Source organism: Martelella endophytica (assembly GCF_000960975.1).
In the GTDB taxonomy this organism is placed as follows: domain Bacteria; phylum Pseudomonadota; class Alphaproteobacteria; order Rhizobiales; family Rhizobiaceae; genus Martelella; species Martelella endophytica.
In genome coordinates, this window is sequence record NZ_CP010803.1 from 3,693,304 (window position 1) to 3,708,651 (window position 15,348).

At 62.8% G+C, this 15,348-nt stretch carries 14 protein-coding genes and 1 tRNA gene; 5 read left to right on the plus strand and 10 right to left on the minus strand.

Features of this window, described 5'->3' with window-relative positions; translation table 11 throughout:
• Positions 1 to 344: 344 nt before the first annotated feature.
• The 3 genes from TM49_RS16965 to TM49_RS16975 all read right to left on the minus strand — a co-directional run bounded on the left by TM49_RS16965 (position 345) and on the right by TM49_RS16975 (position 3,560).
• Positions 345 to 1,052, minus strand: a complete 708-nt coding sequence (locus tag TM49_RS16965) for a L,D-transpeptidase (protein ID WP_045683003.1) — start codon at positions 1,050 to 1,052, stop codon at positions 345 to 347.
• Between the two features lie 684 nt (positions 1,053 to 1,736).
• Positions 1,737 to 3,152 (minus strand): carotenoid oxygenase family protein, encoded by a 1,416-nt coding sequence (locus TM49_RS16970; protein ID WP_045683004.1) that lies wholly within the window; start codon positions 3,150 to 3,152, stop codon positions 1,737 to 1,739.
• Positions 3,153 to 3,475: 323 nt separating this feature from the next.
• Positions 3,476 to 3,560, minus strand: a tRNA-Leu gene (locus TM49_RS16975).
• Between the two features lie 197 nt (positions 3,561 to 3,757).
• Here TM49_RS16975 and lipB point away from each other — a divergent pair.
• Positions 3,758 to 4,477 carry a lipoyl(octanoyl) transferase LipB gene (gene lipB / locus TM49_RS16980; RefSeq protein WP_045683005.1) on the plus strand — a complete coding sequence of 240 codons (720 nt, stop codon included), beginning with the start codon at positions 3,758 to 3,760 and terminating at the stop codon, positions 4,475 to 4,477.
• Positions 4,478 to 4,486: 9 nt separating this feature from the next.
• On the opposite strand, the gene TM49_RS23500 is transcribed toward lipB, so the two are convergent.
• Positions 4,487 to 4,870 (minus strand): helix-turn-helix domain-containing protein, encoded by a 384-nt coding sequence (locus TM49_RS23500; protein WP_052699902.1) that lies wholly within the window; start codon positions 4,868 to 4,870, stop codon positions 4,487 to 4,489.
• Between the two features lie 184 nt (positions 4,871 to 5,054).
• Here TM49_RS23500 and TM49_RS16990 point away from each other — a divergent pair, with 184 nt between their 5' ends.
• Genes TM49_RS16990 through fghA form a run of 4 tightly spaced genes read left to right on the plus strand, consistent with a single transcriptional unit; the run spans position 5,055 to position 7,939 of the window.
• Positions 5,055 to 6,182: an S-(hydroxymethyl)glutathione dehydrogenase/class III alcohol dehydrogenase gene (locus TM49_RS16990; protein ID WP_045683007.1), complete on the plus strand. Its 1,128-nt coding sequence runs from the start codon at positions 5,055 to 5,057 to the stop codon at positions 6,180 to 6,182.
• Positions 6,182 to 6,652 carry a GNAT family N-acetyltransferase gene (locus tag TM49_RS16995; RefSeq protein ID WP_045683009.1) on the plus strand — a complete coding sequence of 157 codons (471 nt, stop codon included), beginning with the start codon at positions 6,182 to 6,184 and terminating at the stop codon, positions 6,650 to 6,652. Before TM49_RS16990 ends, TM49_RS16995 begins: the two co-directional genes overlap by 1 nt.
• On the plus strand, positions 6,649 to 7,095 hold the full coding sequence (locus tag TM49_RS17000) for a YaiI/YqxD family protein (RefSeq protein WP_045683010.1): 447 nt from the start codon (positions 6,649 to 6,651) through the stop codon (positions 7,093 to 7,095). The genes TM49_RS16995 and TM49_RS17000 overlap by 4 nt, the downstream gene beginning before the upstream one ends.
• 13 nt (positions 7,096 to 7,108) lie before the next feature.
• Entirely contained in the window at positions 7,109 to 7,939 is an 831-nt protein-coding gene (fghA, locus tag TM49_RS17005; protein ID WP_045683011.1) for an S-formylglutathione hydrolase, read from the plus strand.
• A gap of 78 nt (positions 7,940 to 8,017) precedes the next feature.
• Here fghA and TM49_RS17010 read toward each other — a convergent pair whose 3' ends face one another.
• The 6 genes from TM49_RS17010 to TM49_RS17035 are packed head-to-tail and all read right to left on the minus strand — an operon-like array spanning position 8,018 to position 15,226.
• Positions 8,018 to 9,145 carry an anhydro-N-acetylmuramic acid kinase gene (locus TM49_RS17010; RefSeq protein ID WP_045685392.1) on the minus strand — a complete coding sequence of 376 codons (1,128 nt, stop codon included), beginning with the start codon at positions 9,143 to 9,145 and terminating at the stop codon, positions 8,018 to 8,020.
• The gene (locus TM49_RS17015) at positions 9,145 to 10,146 is read right to left on the minus strand and encodes a serine hydrolase domain-containing protein (protein WP_425283255.1); all 1,002 of its coding nucleotides are present in this window, start codon (positions 10,144 to 10,146) and stop codon (positions 9,145 to 9,147) included. Before TM49_RS17015 ends, TM49_RS17010 begins: the two co-directional genes overlap by 1 nt.
• Positions 10,146 to 11,885 carry an ABC transporter ATP-binding protein gene (locus TM49_RS17020; RefSeq protein ID WP_045683016.1) on the minus strand — a complete coding sequence of 580 codons (1,740 nt, stop codon included), beginning with the start codon at positions 11,883 to 11,885 and terminating at the stop codon, positions 10,146 to 10,148. The genes TM49_RS17015 and TM49_RS17020 overlap by 1 nt, the downstream gene beginning before the upstream one ends.
• Positions 11,882 to 12,721, minus strand: a complete 840-nt coding sequence (locus TM49_RS17025; RefSeq protein ID WP_045683019.1) for an ABC transporter permease — start codon at positions 12,719 to 12,721, stop codon at positions 11,882 to 11,884. Before TM49_RS17025 ends, TM49_RS17020 begins: the two co-directional genes overlap by 4 nt.
• Complete coding sequence (locus tag TM49_RS17030; RefSeq protein ID WP_045683020.1) at positions 12,721 to 13,680, minus strand: ABC transporter permease; 960 nt, start codon at positions 13,678 to 13,680, stop codon at positions 12,721 to 12,723. The genes TM49_RS17025 and TM49_RS17030 overlap by 1 nt, the downstream gene beginning before the upstream one ends.
• A 22-nt stretch (positions 13,681 to 13,702) precedes the next feature.
• Positions 13,703 to 15,226 (minus strand): ABC transporter substrate-binding protein, encoded by a 1,524-nt coding sequence (locus tag TM49_RS17035; RefSeq protein WP_045683022.1) that lies wholly within the window; start codon positions 15,224 to 15,226, stop codon positions 13,703 to 13,705.
• Positions 15,227 to 15,348: the final 122 nt, after the last annotated feature.

The following is a 15,348-nucleotide window of genomic DNA, read 5'->3' on the forward strand; positions in this document are numbered from 1 at the left end:
AGCCACCTTAAAATCGCGTCAGACGGCTCAGTAAGTGCCGTCTGAGCTTTCAAACGAAGACCCGTGTCTCTTGGCGAGCCAGGTTGCCCGGATCTTCTGGCGCATAGCTAGGCGAGCGGTAATCAAACGAAAAGCGAGACCACGAAGAAAGCCGACAAGGCAACCACGCGGCCAAGCATATGTCCGTTCGCTAAAAGTCCGGCCTTGGCGTCTTTCTATTGGCGGACTCTCCGTTAGCGCGTCGTTGTCCCAATGTGTCGAATGTATGCAGAGAACGTACGAATGCAAACGCATTGTGCGGACGGCTGGGACCTGTCTCTAGACGTTAATCGCCCACGAGCCTGTCAAAGCGCCGCGATTAGAGGCTCCTGATACACCACGATGCGGGCGTGATAGGGGACGCGGTCATAGAGATCGACGATGTCGTGGTTGATCAGGCGTACACAGCCCGAGGAAACACTCTTGCCGATCGAATTCCATTCAGGGCTTCCGTGCAGGCGGTAGAGCGTGTCCTCGCCGTTCTGGAATATGTAGAGAGCCCGGGCGCCGAGCGGATTGTCGATGCCGGGAGCCATGCCCCCGTTGGCGACGGAGTAGATTTCGAGTTCAGGCTGTCGCGCGATCATCTCCGCCGGCGGCTTCCAGCGCGGCCAGCGCTGCCGCCAGTGGATGACGCCCTCGCCCTGCCAAGCGAAACCCTCACGACCAATGCCAACGCCATAGCGCATTGCGGTTCCTCCCTCTTCGACAAGGTAGAGAAACCGGTTGGCCGTATCGACGACAACGGTGCCCGGCGCCTCGCCTGTCGGATCGGTGACGCGCTGCCGGAGATATTTCGGATCCATCTGCTGATATGGGACGGCCGGCACAAGGTGCCCGTCATCTTCGAAAGCCGCATACCGCGCTTCCAGTTCCGGATCCGCCGCGGGCGTCGGTACCTGAGGCACCGGCATGGCTGGGCCCTGCGGGTTTGAGGCACATGCGGAAAGCATAGCCGCGGTCGAAAGGGAACCCAAAAGAAAGGCACGGCGCGAGAGGGAACTGGATATCATAAACTCACTGACTATCGATTGATGCCGCTCGGGCAAGGTTTCGTACGAGCAAAGGAGCACCCTGGCGAGCGTAATCTCCGATGTCGGGGAATAGAACGCATGACAGCCGTTTATGGTTTCAAGCCAGAAGACCAGCGTCCTTGTCGATGCCTTTCAGCATCGTTGGACGCATGACAACAAGTCACGTTCGTGTGAGAGGCGGCCAAAGCCCCCACTCGTCGTCGCCTCAGTGAGATCTACAAGGTCAGGAGGGCTCCACGGAGCGATCGACAGTTTCAGGTCGCGCGCCGGCTCCGCCGTTATCGTCCTGTCCTTTTTCACCGTCCCGGTGGGACTTGATAGCGAAGAAGATGGTCGTGCCGATTGCGACGACTTTGATCAGACCAAGGGTTATCGGAACCCAAATCATCGTTTTGACTTCTCTGTTGTCTACGGAGCCTGTCGAGGCGAATGCAGCCTCAGCTCGACGAATTGTCCATCGGTGACCACGTTCAGTGGCCGTCTCGCCAGCTTGTCACAAGCCGATGCGGTACCGTTCAACTATGCTTCCGATAACGATCATTCAAGCTGACGCCACCGCTACAAGTTGACGCATATCAAGGATCGAAGGCACTGCTTCAACGCCTCCGAGCAGTATTGAAGAAAGGGTAATGTGTCGGCGCGATCGTCACGAGAGACGAGCAATCAGGCCGGCACCCACGCGCCGTGAAGCCCTTGTGGCACCCGCTGCGGCAGTCGCAGACGCAGCACCGGCTCATCGGAAATCCGGCCGGCATCGAGAAGCACAAGCTCGCTCCCGTCCGTTTCCGGATCATAGACATAGGTGGCAAGCCATCCGGCCGTTTCCCCGTTCCCGTGGGGAATGAAAACTGCCTCGCCCGCAATCCGGTTGCCGAAGTCATGCGCTGATATGTCACCGGTTTCGGTGTCGACCCGCAGGAGGCAGTTGAATGTGCCGGAAGCGCCGTTTCCGCCTGTCAGTGTCTCGGTCAGGGTTGGCGCAAAGATATACCGGTTCGAAACTGATGTCCGCCGCTCATCGATCCGGGGAAACTCGACCACCTTCTCGAACCACGGCTGCTCGCGGATCCGCCCCGACGTCGTATCAAGCACCAGTCTGTGCAGCCTCGGGGGCTCGCTGTTGCGCTCGCCATAGCCGAAATAGAGCTTCTGGTGGCGGACATAGTCGATCACGATCTCGCTGCTGCGCTCGAACCCGTTTGCAAAATGAAAAACGAAAAACGCCTCGGCTTCGAACCATCGGGGCTTGCCACCATCCAGAGGCACGACCGCAATGCGAGTTCCAAGATCTCCCCGCCACTGAATGAATGAGCCACCTTCCATCATCTTCTGCAGATCGAACACGGCCGGACCGATGAGCAGGACGAGGTAGCGCTCGGTGAGAACGAAATCATGGATCATGCTGGGCGCCGCCAGCCCGACATCGAAGCTGCGACGAAGCCGCCCGTCTCGGCCGATATGGTGGATCGTGACGGTCGGAGACATCAGGTCGTAGTTGAGGGCAAAGAGATCGCCAGTGACGGGGTGGACGCGATTGTGCGCGCCCATCAGGATCGGGCTGCCGGTGCCCGCCATCCATGGTCCCCGCGTTTCCAGGTCCGGGCCGATTTCCCATGCCGGCTCCCCCTCGCCCAATGCCAGCAGATGATCCCCGTGCTGCATGACGCTGACAAAGGCCGAGGCCTTGAAGGGGTTCTCCGGATCGTCATCCGGCCCGAGGTATTTGGCATCGACCGGCGACGGGCTCATCAGCCCACCAAAGACGGCGTGACCGGCGAGATCCTCGATCTCAAAGCTGCGGGTTCGGACATATCGGTTGCGATAACGCGCAATCCCGTTTTCGAAGCTGACTGCATGCAGCATCCCGTCGCCTTCCAGCGGGTAATTGTAGGACGAAGGCTGGTAACGGGGATTCGGCCCGTTCCTGATGTAGGCGCCGGCCAGGCCCTCGGGGATCGCCCCCTCCAGGACTTCGAGCCTTTCGGAATCGATCTCCGTGCCGACCGGTGCGAAATTGCCAGTGAGATGCGGATTGTCGGAACGCCAACTGATCGTCTCGGTGATGCGATCCCGGCTCATGCGCAACTCCTCCTTGCTAACGGGAAGAGGAAGGATCGCGTCTTTCGGCCGTTCGGTCAACTGAGTCGATTCGCGAATTGGAGCTGCCAGGACCGAGACAGTAAGACGCTCTCAGGAGCGAATCTTGAGATGCCGACCCGGGCTTTATTAGCACAGGTACTGCTACGTTTTTTATCGCGAATGATGGAGCGCCAGCGCGAACTGTCAGGGGCAGGAAAGGGCCGACGCAGAGGTAAAGTGCGAGCCAATGTGCCCCACGCGCCTTTCGGCGTGGTACATAATGGATCTTAACTGCCTGAAAAATATGAGATAAAATCTCAAAATGGTGCGGTCGAGAAGACTCGAACTTCCACGGGTTGCCCCACAGCGACCTCAACGCTGCGCGTCTACCAATTCCGCCACGACCGCATCGTGGTAGGGCCGGTTTGGGCCGGCGCCGCAGCATGTAGCAAAAGCATGAACGCCAGACAAGCGGTTATGACCGTTTTTTTTCATTTCTTCCGGGGAAAGGCGAAACCGCCTTTTTTCAAGGGCTTCGCGCGCCCTTGCGCTGCTTGCGATGCGCACCCAAATCTGCGACGAGAGGCGGCGCGAAGGACACGACCATGCAACGCAATGAAATCGACTATCTGATGCACCCCGAGCCCGGCGCGCCGCCGGTGCGCTGGCGGGTGAGCGAGGGGCTGACGCCCTACCCCGAGGCGCTGGCCTTCATGGAAGCGGAAGTCGAAAGGATTTCCGCCGGCGATGCCGACGAACTCGTCTGGCTGGTCGAACATCCGCCGCTCTATACCGGTGGCACCAGCGCCGAGGCGGCCGATCTGCTGATGCCCGACCGCTTCCCGGTCTATCAGACCGGTCGCGGCGGCGAATATACCTATCACGGCCCGGGCCAGCGCGTCGCCTATCTGATGCTCGACCTCAAGCGCCGGCGTCGCGACGTGCGCGCATTCGTCACCGCGATCGAGGAAACCATCATCCGCACGCTCGGCGCCATGAATGTCCGCGGCGAGCGCCGCGAGGATCGGGTCGGCGTCTGGGTGCAGCGGCCCGAAAGGCCGCCTCTGCCGGATGGCTCCATGGCCGAGGACAAGATTGCCGCGATCGGCATCAGGCTCAGGCGCTGGGTCAGCTTCCATGGTCTCGCCATCAATGTCGAGCCGGAGCTCGAGCATTTCGGCGGCATCGTGCCGTGTGGAATCTCGGGGTATGGCGTAACAAGCCTGGTCGATCTCGGCCTGCCGGTAACGATCGAGGATGTCGACATCAGGCTACGCGAAGCCTTCGAGGAAGTCTTCGGCGCAACCGCGAAGGATGACCGCTGACGCCGAGCCTCAATGGGTGGTGCGCGGTCCGGTTACGGTGAAACGCAGCCGGGTCAGCACGCCGCCCTTCTCGCCGGAATGCGGCTGGCGCTCGGCGCGGCTGCGGGTCATCTCGATCACGGGCGCCGGGCGGCCGCCCCGTCGGCCACGCGTCGGCACCGGCCTTTCGATGTCGCCAGAAATCAGCCACAAGGGCCTCACCCCCAGAAGAGCGGCCATGCGAACGAGCCGTTCCGCCGAAGGCTCGCTTCGGTCGGTTTCCCAGTGCTTCAGCGTCTGCGTTTCGATGCCGAGTTCGCCGGCCAGCCGGTCAAGGCTCATCCCGGCATGCTCGCGCGCAGCCAGTAGCCGGCCACCGAGCGTGTCGTCGGCGTAGAATTCCTCATCGATCATGATCCTTGAGACCCTTCCATCCCGTAAAGCTGTGCCGGCTTTTGCCGGTCTTGTGCTCCCTTCATAGCGAATCCGGCCGCAAAGCGCCACCCGTGGGAAAACCACGCCCGGAAGCTTGCGGATCAAGGTCCAGCCATGCCAAAGATTGAAAAACGACAAATCAGAAAACCTGGAGGTTTGCCCAATGGATGTGCGCGCAGCAGTGGCAGTGGAAGCGGGTAAGCCGCTCGAAGTCATGACGGTTCAGCTTGAAGGCCCGAAGGCCGGCGAGGTGCTGATCGAGGTGAAGGCGACCGGTCTCTGCCACACCGACGATTTCACGCTCTCGGGCGCCGACCCGGAAGGCATCTTCCCGGCGATCCTCGGCCATGAGGGCGCGGGTGTTGTTGTTGATGTCGGCCCCGGCGTCACTTCGCTGAAAAAGGGCGACCATGTCATTCCGCTCTATACGCCGGAATGCCGGGAATGCCCGTCCTGCCTGTCGCGCAAGACCAATCTGTGCACGGCAATCCGCTCGACCCAGGGTCAGGGCCTGATGCCGGACGGCACCTCGCGGTTCTCGCTGAACGGCAAGCCGATCTTCCACTACATGGGCTGCTCGACCTTCGCCAATTTCACGGTGATGCCGGAAATCGCGGTGGCCAAGATCAATCCGGACGCGCCCTTCGACAAGGTCTGCTACATCGGCTGCGGCGTCACCACTGGCGTCGGCGCCGTCATCAACACGGCGAAGGTCGAAATCGGCGCGACGGCGATCGTCTTCGGTCTCGGCGGTATCGGCCTCAATGTCATTCAGGGGCTTCGCCTTGCTGGCGCAGACATGATCATCGGCGTCGACCTCAACAACGACAAGAAGGAATGGGGCGAGCGATTCGGCATGACCCATTTCGTCAATCCGAAGGAAATAGGCGAGGAGATCGTTCCTTACCTCGTCAACCTGACGAAGCGCGGCAACGACACGATCGGCGGCGCCGACTACACCTTCGACTGCACCGGCAATACCACCGTCATGCGTCAGGCGCTTGAAAGCGCCCATCGGGGCTGGGGCAAGTCGGTCGTCATCGGCGTTGCCGGCGCCGGCCAGGAAATCTCCACCCGCCCCTTCCAGCTCGTCACCGGCCGCACCTGGATGGGAACGGCCTTTGGTGGCGCACGCGGGCGCACCGACGTGCCGAAGATCGTCGACTGGTACATGGACGGCAAGATCGAGATCGACCCGATGATCACCCATCTCTTGAAGCTTGAGGACATCAACAAGGGTTTCGACATGATGCATAGCGGCGAGAGCATTCGCTCGGTCGTCGTCTACTGATGAGCGGTTACGCCGTCGATATCGCCCGGCTGGAGGCACTCACGCCGGGCGAGCTCTACGCCATCCTGAAACTGCGCATCGATGTCTTCGTGGTCGAGCAGAACTGCCCCTACCCCGAACTCGACGGCAAGGACTTTGACGCTCTGCATCTGCGGCTGATCGCCGACGGCGCCGTCATGGCCTATGCACGGGTGTTCCCGCCAGGGGCGGATGGCGCCGAAAGCCGGATCGGCCGTGTGGTGGTCTCGCCCGATCACCGGGGCAGGAAGCTTGGTGACGCGGTGATGCGCGAGGCGATTGCGGCTTGCGGGCGGATCGCGCCGGACACCGCGATCGCCATTTCGGCACAGGCGCATCTGCAGCGCTTCTACGGAAGCCTCGGCTTTGTCGCCGTCTCGGCGGAGTATCTGGAAGACGGCATTCCCCATGTCGATATGATCCGCCAGAAGGCAGAAGAGACAGCCTCATGATCTATGTCGATGCCGATGCCTGTCCGGTGAAGGCCGAGGTCGTCAAGGTGGCCGAGCGCCACGACCTGCCGGTGACCTTCGTCGCCAATACCGGGCTTCGTCCGTCACGCGATCCGATGATCACCAATGTCATCGTCTCCGGGGCCTTCGACGCCGCCGACGACTGGATTGCCGAACGCGCCGGCGCCGGCGATATCGTGGTGACGGCCGATGTGCCGCTTGCCGAGCGATGCGTTGCCAACGGCGCGCGGGTTACCGGGCCGACAGGCCGGGTCTTCGATCCTGCAAACATCGGCATGGCGCGGGCAATGCGCGATCTCGGCCAGCACCTGCGCGAAACCGGCGAGAGCAAGGGTTATAACGCCCCCTTCTCGCCCCGCGACCGCTCGGCCTTTCTCGAAACGCTGGAACGGCTCTGCCGTCAGCTCAATACCGACCGATAACGAGGGACAAGATATGAACATCCTTTCGGAAAACACGGCCTTTGGCGGCATGCAGGCCGTCTTCTCCCACGATTCGGAGGTGCTGAACTCCGAAATGACCTTCGCGGTGTTCATCCCGCCGCAGGCCGTCGAAGCGCCCTGCCCGGTGCTCTGGTATCTGTCCGGTCTCACCTGCACGCATGCGAATGTGATGGAGAAGGGCGAATATCGCCGGCTTGCCGCCGAGCACGGCCTGATCGTCGTCTGCCCGGACACGAGCCCTCGCGGCAAGGACGTGCCGGATGCGATCACCGACTGGCAGCTCGGCAAGGGCGCCGGCTTCTATGTCGATGCGACGGAAGATCCATGGTCGAAGTACTACCGCATGGAAAGCTACATCACCAAGGAACTGCCGGAGCTGGTGGCCAAGAGCTTCCGCGCCGATATGGACCGGCAGGGGATTTTCGGCCATTCCATGGGGGGCCATGGCGCGATGACGCTCGCGCTGAAGAATCCGGGCCGCTACAAGAGCTGCTCGGCCTTCGCGCCGATCGTTTCGCCGTCCACCTCGCCCTGGGCGCAGAAGGCCTTCGAAAAGTATCTCGGGGCCGATACCAGCGTCTGGCGCAAACACGATGCCTGCGCGCTGGTGGAAGACGGCGCCCGTTTTCCGGAATTCCTGATCGACCAGGGCAAGGCCGATGGCTTCCTCGAGGAAGGACTGAAGCCGTGGATGTTCGAAGAAGCCGTCAAGGGAACCGATATCGGCCTGACGCTTCGCATGCACGAGCGCTACGACCACTCCTACTACTTCATCTCGACCTTCATGGACGACCACATCCGCTGGCATGCCGAGCGGCTGTGATTGGGCGAACCACCATTGGCGCTTCAACCAAACGGCCAGCGCCCGAAGCGACAATCAGGGCTTGTTGCGGCTCTGGCTTCAGCCGGCAAGCTTTCCGCCGGTCATCGGCGCGGGAACGCCGGTCGTGGTCGGGAAGCTGATCGGGAGGTTGCGCAGCGTCCGGACGGCGAGGAAGGCGAAGCATTCGGCCTCGATCGCATCGCCGCGCCAGCCGACCGTTTCGGCGGGGACGGCTTCGACGCCGGCGCGGGTCGCGAGCATCGCCATGATCGCCGGATTGCGGCGGCCGCCGCCGCAGACGATCAGGCGTTTCGGCCGCACGGGGAGAAGATCGAGCGCCTTGCCGACGGCCGAGGCGGTGAAGGCCGTCAGCGTCGCCGCACCGGTTGCGGGATCGAGGCCTTCCGCCATGGCGGACGTGAAGTCAAACCGGTCGAGAGACTTCGGATAAGGCGCTGAAAGATAGGGATGTTCGAGAAGTCGCGCGAGGCGCTGCTCATCGACGGTACCGGAGAGCGCCAGCCTGCCGTCGCGGTCCATCTCGCCGAGACCGTTTTGCTTCATGAAGTCGTTGAGCGGGGCGTTGGCGGGGCCAGTATCGAAGGCGATGAGGCGATCAACACCGTCCCACCATGTGACATTGGCGACGCCGCCGAGATTGAGCACCGCCGTCTCGCCCGATGTATCGAGCCCGCGCAGCAGCGCCTGGTGATAGCCGGCCGAAAGCGGCGCCCCCTGCCCGCCGGCGCGGACATCGGCCGTGCGGAAATCGTATGCCACCTTGCAGCCGAGCAGGTCGTGCATCAGCGCGCCATCGCCGAGCTGGCGGGTGTCGCCGATACGCGCCTTGGTCGGCGCACGATGGAGGACAGACTGGCCATGGAAGCCAACGACGCCGATATCGGCCATCGTGAGGCCCTCCGCCTCGACCAGTTCCCTGACGGCGGCCGACTGGGCGCGGGTTAGCACTGCTTCGGCCTCGGCAAAGATCGCCGGCTCGGGGCCTTCGAAATTCCATTTGCGGGCGATCGCGAGCGTTTCCTCAAGCAGGTCGCGTGTCGATTGCGGGTAAGGCGCCAACGTATAGGCACCGAAGGCCTCGACGCTGACGCCGTCGGTCTTCAGCAGCGCAACATCGATATTGCCGTCGAGCACGGTGCCCGTCATCAGGCCCACCGCCCAGACCGGCTTGAAATCCTCCGCCATCATTCTGCTCCGTTTATGAAATCGCTGACGGCGCGGCGCAGCGCCATGATGCCGCTGTCGAAATGGCGGCTGGGGTGAACGCGGTTGGTCAGCAGCGTCCACGCATAGCCGCGCTCGAAATCGATGCAGAGCGAGGTGCCGGTGAAACCCGTATGGCCAATCGTGGAGGCCGAGCACAGCCCACCGCCATGCCAGCCCTCATAGGGCCGCTCCCAGCCATGAGTACGACGCTCGGACAGCGGCTCCTGCATCAGCTTCACAGCCGGATCGCCGGCGAAATCGCGTTCCATGAGGCGCCCCGCGAAGCCGAGAACGGCATCGACCGTGCCGAACAGACCGGCATGACCGGACCCCTGAAGCGCGTAGCAGTTCTCGTCATGCACCTCGCCGCACATGACCCGCCCGCGCCAGTGGCAACGCTCGGTCGCGGCCGTCTCGTCCGGATCGCCGGAAAAGGCAAAGCCCCGGCCGGGATCGAGTTCGCGGAGCGGCCGGCCGGAAAGGCGCTCCAGCACAATGCCGAGGAGGATGAAATTGATGTCGGAATAGACGGGCGTTTCGACCTTCTGCCATTCGCGCTGAAGGATGAAGGCGCGCAGGCGCTCCGGGTCGTCGCCATAGGTATAGATCGGCTCGACGCCGGGAAAATGCGTCTGGTGGCCGAGGCACTGGCGGAAGGTCACCTGCCTTTCCCAGCAATTCGGGTCGTACTGGCGGAAATCCGGGATGACGCTGGTCAGAGGGGCGTCGAGATCGATGAAGCCTTCGCTCGCGAGCGCCAGAATGCGGCTGGTCGTGAAGATGACCTTGGAGAGCGAGGCGAGGTCGAACCATGTGTCGACGCTCATCGGCCGGCGTTCCGGCACGATCGCGGCGGAGCCCACGGCGCGGGTCATCCGGTTGCCCTCGAAATCGACGACACCGAGAACGCCGCCCGGAATGCGACGGGATGCAACCGCTTTGTCCAGTGCATCAAACGCGCGCTCGAACCGGCCCTCCATCATCCCTCCGCCCTCGCCTTGTGATCATCGCCAAAGGTCAGCCATTCGGCCTTCGGCGGTTCGTAGCCCGCCGGGCGCACCAGCGACGGCACGTCGGTGGTGTCGATCCGGTAATCCTGCCGGCGGCGATCGATGTTCGGCACAGCCGATATCAACCGCTTCGTATAGGAATGCTTCGGCGAGGATAGCACGGAAGCGGCATCGCCGATCTCGACGATCTGGCCGGCATAGACGACGGCGATGCGATGGGCGATGCGCTCGACCACGGCCATGTCGTGGGTGACGAACAGATAGGAGAGGTTCATGTCGCGCTGCAGCTCGGTCAGGAGCTCCAGCACCATGGCCTGCACCGAGACATCGAGCGCGGAGACCGCCTCGTCCAGCACCACGACGGAGGGTTTCAGCATCAGCGCGCGGGCGATGCAAAGCCGCTGGCGCTGCCCGCCGGAGAACTCGTGCGGATAGCGCATCAGCGCGTTTTCGGGCAGACCGACGCGCTTCAGAAGTTCGGTCATGCGGGCGCGGGTTTCGGCATTCAGCCGCCCGCCGGTTGCAATCACCGGTTCGGCAAGGATGCTGTCGACGCGAAGGCGCGGATTGAGCGAGGCATAGGGGTTCTGGAACACCATCTGGATCGGGTCGCCATGGCCGGTGACGCGACCACCCTCGCCCAGCGAGAACGTGCCGCGTGTTGGCTTCGTCAGTCCCATGATGGCGCGCGCCGTCGTGGACTTTCCGGAGCCGCTTTCGCCGACGATGCCCAGCGTCTCGCCCGGCATCAGGTCGAAATCGATACCATCGACGGCGTGGACGGCACCCGACTGCTTCTTGAACAGCCCGGATGTAACCGGGAAGCGCACCGTCAGGTTTTCGACCGCCAGGGCTGGTGCCGCCGCTGGCCTGCGGGAAAAATCGCTGCGCACGGCGCGGCCGTCGGCGAAATGCGGCACGGCCTTCAAGAGGTGCCGGGTATAGGCATGCTGCGGATTGTCGAGCACATCGTCCGTCGCGCCCTGCTCCACCACCTCACCCTGCTGCATCACCATCACCTTGTCGGCGATGCCGGCGACGAGGCCGATGTCATGGGTGATGAAGATCAGGCCCATGTCGCTTTCGCGCTTCAGCTCGGTGAGCAATGCCAGGATTTGCGCCTGGACGGTAACGTCGAGCGCAGTCGTCGGCTCGTCGGCGATCAGCAGGCGCGGATTGCAGGAAAGCGCGGTCGCGATCATCACCCGCTGCAGCATGCCGCCGGAAAGCTGGTGCGGATGGTATTTCAGCCGTCTTGCGGCATCCGGGATGCGGACCCGCTCGAGCGCGTCCTTCGCGGCATTCATCGCCTGCTTGCCGGTCAGGCCGTGATGCAGCCGGAAACTTTCCGCAATCTGCTCGCCGATGGTGTGCACCGGGTTCAGCGAGGTCATCGGCTCCTGGAAGATCATGCCGATCTCGCGGCCGCGAATGCCTGTCAGCCGCTTTTCCGGGAGGCTTGCGAGATCGACCGTGCTGCCATCGGCAAGCGTGTAGTCGATCCGCCCGCCGGTAATCCTGCCACCGCCGAAATCGACCAGACGGTTGAGGCAGAGCGAGGTGACCGACTTTCCGGAGCCGCTTTCCCCGACGATGGCGAGCGTTTCGCCGGCCTCAAGATCGAAGCTGACGCCGCGGACAACCTCATTCTTTTCCGGGGCCTTTCCGAAGCCGACGCGGAGATCGGAAACTGAAACAAGCTTCTTCATGCCTCTGCCCTCCTCGAACGCGGGTCGAGAATGTCGCGCAGCGCATCGCCCAGAAGATTGAAGCCGAGAATGCCGAGCATGATGGCGAGCGCCGGGAAGATCAGCAGCCAAGGCGCCATTTCCATCAGGTTGCGGGCATCGCTCAGCATCAGGCCGAGCGAGGCCATCGGCGGCTGGGTGCCGAGGCCGAGGAAGGAAAGCCCCGCCTCCGTCAGCAGTGCCCAGGCAAGCGCCAGCGTCACCTGCACGGTGAGCGGTGCCACCAGATTGAGCAGCATGTGGCGAGACAGGATGTAGGAGCGCGACGAACCGAAGGTGCGGGCCGCATCGACGAATTCGCGGGTCTTCAGCGACAGCGCCGGGCCGCGCACGACGCGGGTGAAGATCGGCGTGTAGACGAAGGCGATCGCCATCACGCTGGTCCAGGTGCCGGGGCCGACAATGGTGATGATCAAAAGTGCGAGCAGGATCGCCGGAAAGGCGAGCAGCACATCCATCAAGCGCATGATCGTGCCGTCCCAGCCCGCGCCGAACCATGCGGCGGCAAGGCCGAGCACGATGCCGGCAATGGTCGCAAGCGCCACGGAAGCGAAAGCAACAATGAACGACTGCGCGATGCCGATCATCAGCCGGCTCGCGACATCGCGGCCAAGAAGGTCGGTGCCCATCCAGTAGGTGGCGGAGGGCGCGTGCAGCCGGTCGATGCGGAACTGCATCAGCGGATCATGCGGGGTGATGCCGACGAGGCCGAGGATCGCGATCACGATATAAAGCCCGACGATGGCGCCGCCGATGCGGCCGCTCGGATGAGCGAAGATGGAGCGGATGAGAGCCATCAGTTGCCTCCCAGCCGGATACGCGGGTCGAGCGCGGCATAGGCGAGGTCGACCAGAAGGTTCACGATCATGAAATTCAGCGCGATGAAAAGCACGCTCCCCTGCACCAGCGGATAGTCGCGCTGCAGGATGGCATCGAGCACGGTGCGACCGAGGCCCGGAAGCGCAAAGACCTGTTCGACGATGACGGCGCCGCCGAGGAGATAGCCGAACTCGACGCCCGAGACGGTCACCACCGGGATCAGCGCATTCGGCAGCGCATGGTGCCAGATCACCTTGCGCGCTGGCACGCCCTTGGCGCGGGCGGTGCGGACATAATCATCGGAAAGGATATCGAGCATGGCCGAACGCGAAATGCGGGTGACGGCGGCGGCAAAGGCAAAGCCCAGCGTCAGCGCCGGCAATATCATCTGCGCGAGGTTCTGCAGCGGATCCTGCCAGAGCGGCGTGAAGCTTCCCATCGCCGGCAGAATGCCGAACCAGACCGACAGCGCATAGATCGCGAGAAGGGCCACGACGAAACTCGGCGTCGACTGGCCGATCATCGCGACGATGCGGACGATGAGGTCGGAGGGCTTTTCCGCATGGGTGGCCGCGTAAATGCCGGCCGGAAGCCCGACGGCGAGCGCGACGATCATGGACAGCAGTGCCAGCTCCAGCGTCAGCGGAAACACCCGGAGAATAACCTCCAACACGGGTTTACCATAGGTGACGGAGATGCCGAGATTGCCATGCAGCGCGCCGCCAAGCCATTGCCAGTACTGGGTGAACCAGCTCTGATCCATGCCGAAATAGGTTTCGAGCGAAGCGCGCTGGGCCGGTGTCAGCAACCCGGCCTCGGTTCCCAGCATCGCCGTTATGGCGTCGCCGGGAACCAGCCGGATCGAGATGAACACGAGGACGGATACCCCGAGCATGACCAGAGGAAAGGTCACCAGTCTTCGGGTCAGGTAATTCATGGGGTATGCGCCTCCTGTCGGCTTATTCGCCGACGGTCACTGCGGAAAGACCGAAGAGCGAACCGGTCGGGTCGGCCGTGAAGCCCTGCACCTTGTCGCTCGAAGCGGTGTAGCTGTAGCCGGTGTAGAGCCAGATCCACGGCGACATCTCGGTGATGTGCTTGGAGAACTCGGCGAAGATTGCCTTGCGCTTGGCCGGATCGGTCTCGACGCGACCTTCCTGCATCAGCGTGTCCAGCGTGTCGTCGCCATAATGGGCGACATGGGCAAGATTGCCGTCCTTGGTCCAGTAACGATTGTACATGGTATAGGGATCGGTGCGGCCGCCGTTCAGCGCCACGGCCATGTCGAAATCGCCCTTCAGCCAGCGGTCGACATAGACGTTCAGCTCCATCATCTCGATATCGAGCTTGATGCCGATCTCGGCAAGCTCAGACTGGATGACCTGCGCTTCGGAGGCTGCCGTCGGCGGCTCGCCGGTGGCGGCGATCACCTTGGCGGAGAAGCCGTTCTCGTAACCGGCTTCCTTCATCAGTTCCTTGGCCTTGTCGAGGTCCTGGGTGTAGCAGAACAGCTCGGACGGATCGGTGGCGTAGGCCGGCATCGTCAGCGGACCGGTCACCTTGCCTTCGCCGAGAAGTGCGGCGTCAAGCACATCCTGACGGTCGATGGCGCAGGAAATCGCCTGGCGGACCTTGAGTTCCTTCATCGCGCCTTCATCGGCGTTGAGCTGGAGGACGTGATAGGACAGCACGGGTTCGCGGTTCAGCGTCAGGTTCGGATTGTTCGGAACAAGCGTCGCCACCAGCGGATCGTTGATCAGCGCGAAGTCGACCTGGCCGGTGCGCAGCGATGCCAGAATGGCGGTCTCGTCAGGCAGGACGGAAATATCGATGCCGTCGACCCCGACTGTGCCACCGGCCCACTCCGGGTTTGCCTCGAGCACTTCCTTGGAATTCGGATCCCAGCTCTTCAGCGTGAAGGGACCGGAGCCGATCGCTTCAGTGCCGATCGTGCCGGCCTCGATGGCGCTTTCGGGAACGATCGCGGCATTGATGGAAGACATTGCCGTTAGCAGCGGCACATCGGGCTGCGACAGGTTGAAGACGACGGTTTCGTCGTCCGGCGTGTCGATGCTTTCGATGGAGAGAAAGTTGGAGCGCGCCGCGGCACTCGTTGCCTCATCCAGAATGCGCTCGAACGATGCCTTCACATCCGACGGCATCACCTTGTCGCCATTGGAGAATTTTGCATTCGGATCTAGCTTGAAGGTGAGCGTCTTGCCGTCCTCGGAAAATTCCCAGGACGATGCAATCGCGGGCGCCAGATTGAGCTCGCTGTCGGTGCGCAGCAGCGGTTCGTAAACGAGTTCCAGAAGGCGGATCGAGGAGAAGGCCGTCTGCTTGTGCGGATCGAGGCCGGTGGCGTCCTGCGACCATGCCATCTTCAGCGTGGCGGCCGCTGCCGGCATCGCCATGCCCGTGAGACCGAGTGCCGTGGCAACGGCGAGCGCCGAAACCAGATGCTTTCCGAAATGTCTGACCATCATATCACCCTCTGATAAACGCCGGCGCGCCGCCGGTCTCTGGTTGGATACTCAGTATTGTCTGCCGGGATCGCAAAACGCGCACGCAAGTGAGCGCGAACGGACCGCGCCGCTACGCTTCG

Excerpts from the sequence above, each read along its gene's own strand:
- TM49_RS16965 (WP_045683003.1), bottom strand. The coding sequence starts at position 1,052 with ATGATATCCAGTTCCCTCTCGCGCCGTGCCTTTCTTTTGGGTTCCCTT.
- TM49_RS16970 (WP_045683004.1), bottom strand. The coding sequence starts at position 3,152 with ATGAGCCGGGATCGCATCACCGAGACGATCAGTTGGCGTTCCGACAAT.
- lipB (WP_045683005.1), top strand. The coding sequence starts at position 3,758 with ATGCAACGCAATGAAATCGACTATCTGATGCACCCCGAGCCCGGCGCG.
- TM49_RS23500 (WP_052699902.1), bottom strand. The coding sequence starts at position 4,870 with ATGATCGATGAGGAATTCTACGCCGACGACACGCTCGGTGGCCGGCTA.
- TM49_RS16990 (WP_045683007.1), top strand. The coding sequence starts at position 5,055 with ATGGATGTGCGCGCAGCAGTGGCAGTGGAAGCGGGTAAGCCGCTCGAA.
- TM49_RS16995 (WP_045683009.1), top strand. The coding sequence starts at position 6,182 with ATGAGCGGTTACGCCGTCGATATCGCCCGGCTGGAGGCACTCACGCCG.
- TM49_RS17000 (WP_045683010.1), top strand. The coding sequence starts at position 6,649 with ATGATCTATGTCGATGCCGATGCCTGTCCGGTGAAGGCCGAGGTCGTC.
- fghA (WP_045683011.1), top strand. The coding sequence starts at position 7,109 with ATGAACATCCTTTCGGAAAACACGGCCTTTGGCGGCATGCAGGCCGTC.
- TM49_RS17010 (WP_045685392.1), bottom strand. The coding sequence starts at position 9,145 with ATGGCGGAGGATTTCAAGCCGGTCTGGGCGGTGGGCCTGATGACGGGC.
- TM49_RS17015 (WP_425283255.1), bottom strand. The coding sequence starts at position 10,146 with ATGGAGGGCCGGTTCGAGCGCGCGTTTGATGCACTGGACAAAGCGGTT.
- TM49_RS17020 (WP_045683016.1), bottom strand. The coding sequence starts at position 11,885 with ATGAAGAAGCTTGTTTCAGTTTCCGATCTCCGCGTCGGCTTCGGAAAG.
- TM49_RS17025 (WP_045683019.1), bottom strand. The coding sequence starts at position 12,721 with ATGGCTCTCATCCGCTCCATCTTCGCTCATCCGAGCGGCCGCATCGGC.
- TM49_RS17030 (WP_045683020.1), bottom strand. The coding sequence starts at position 13,680 with ATGAATTACCTGACCCGAAGACTGGTGACCTTTCCTCTGGTCATGCTC.
- TM49_RS17035 (WP_045683022.1), bottom strand. The coding sequence starts at position 15,226 with ATGGTCAGACATTTCGGAAAGCATCTGGTTTCGGCGCTCGCCGTTGCC.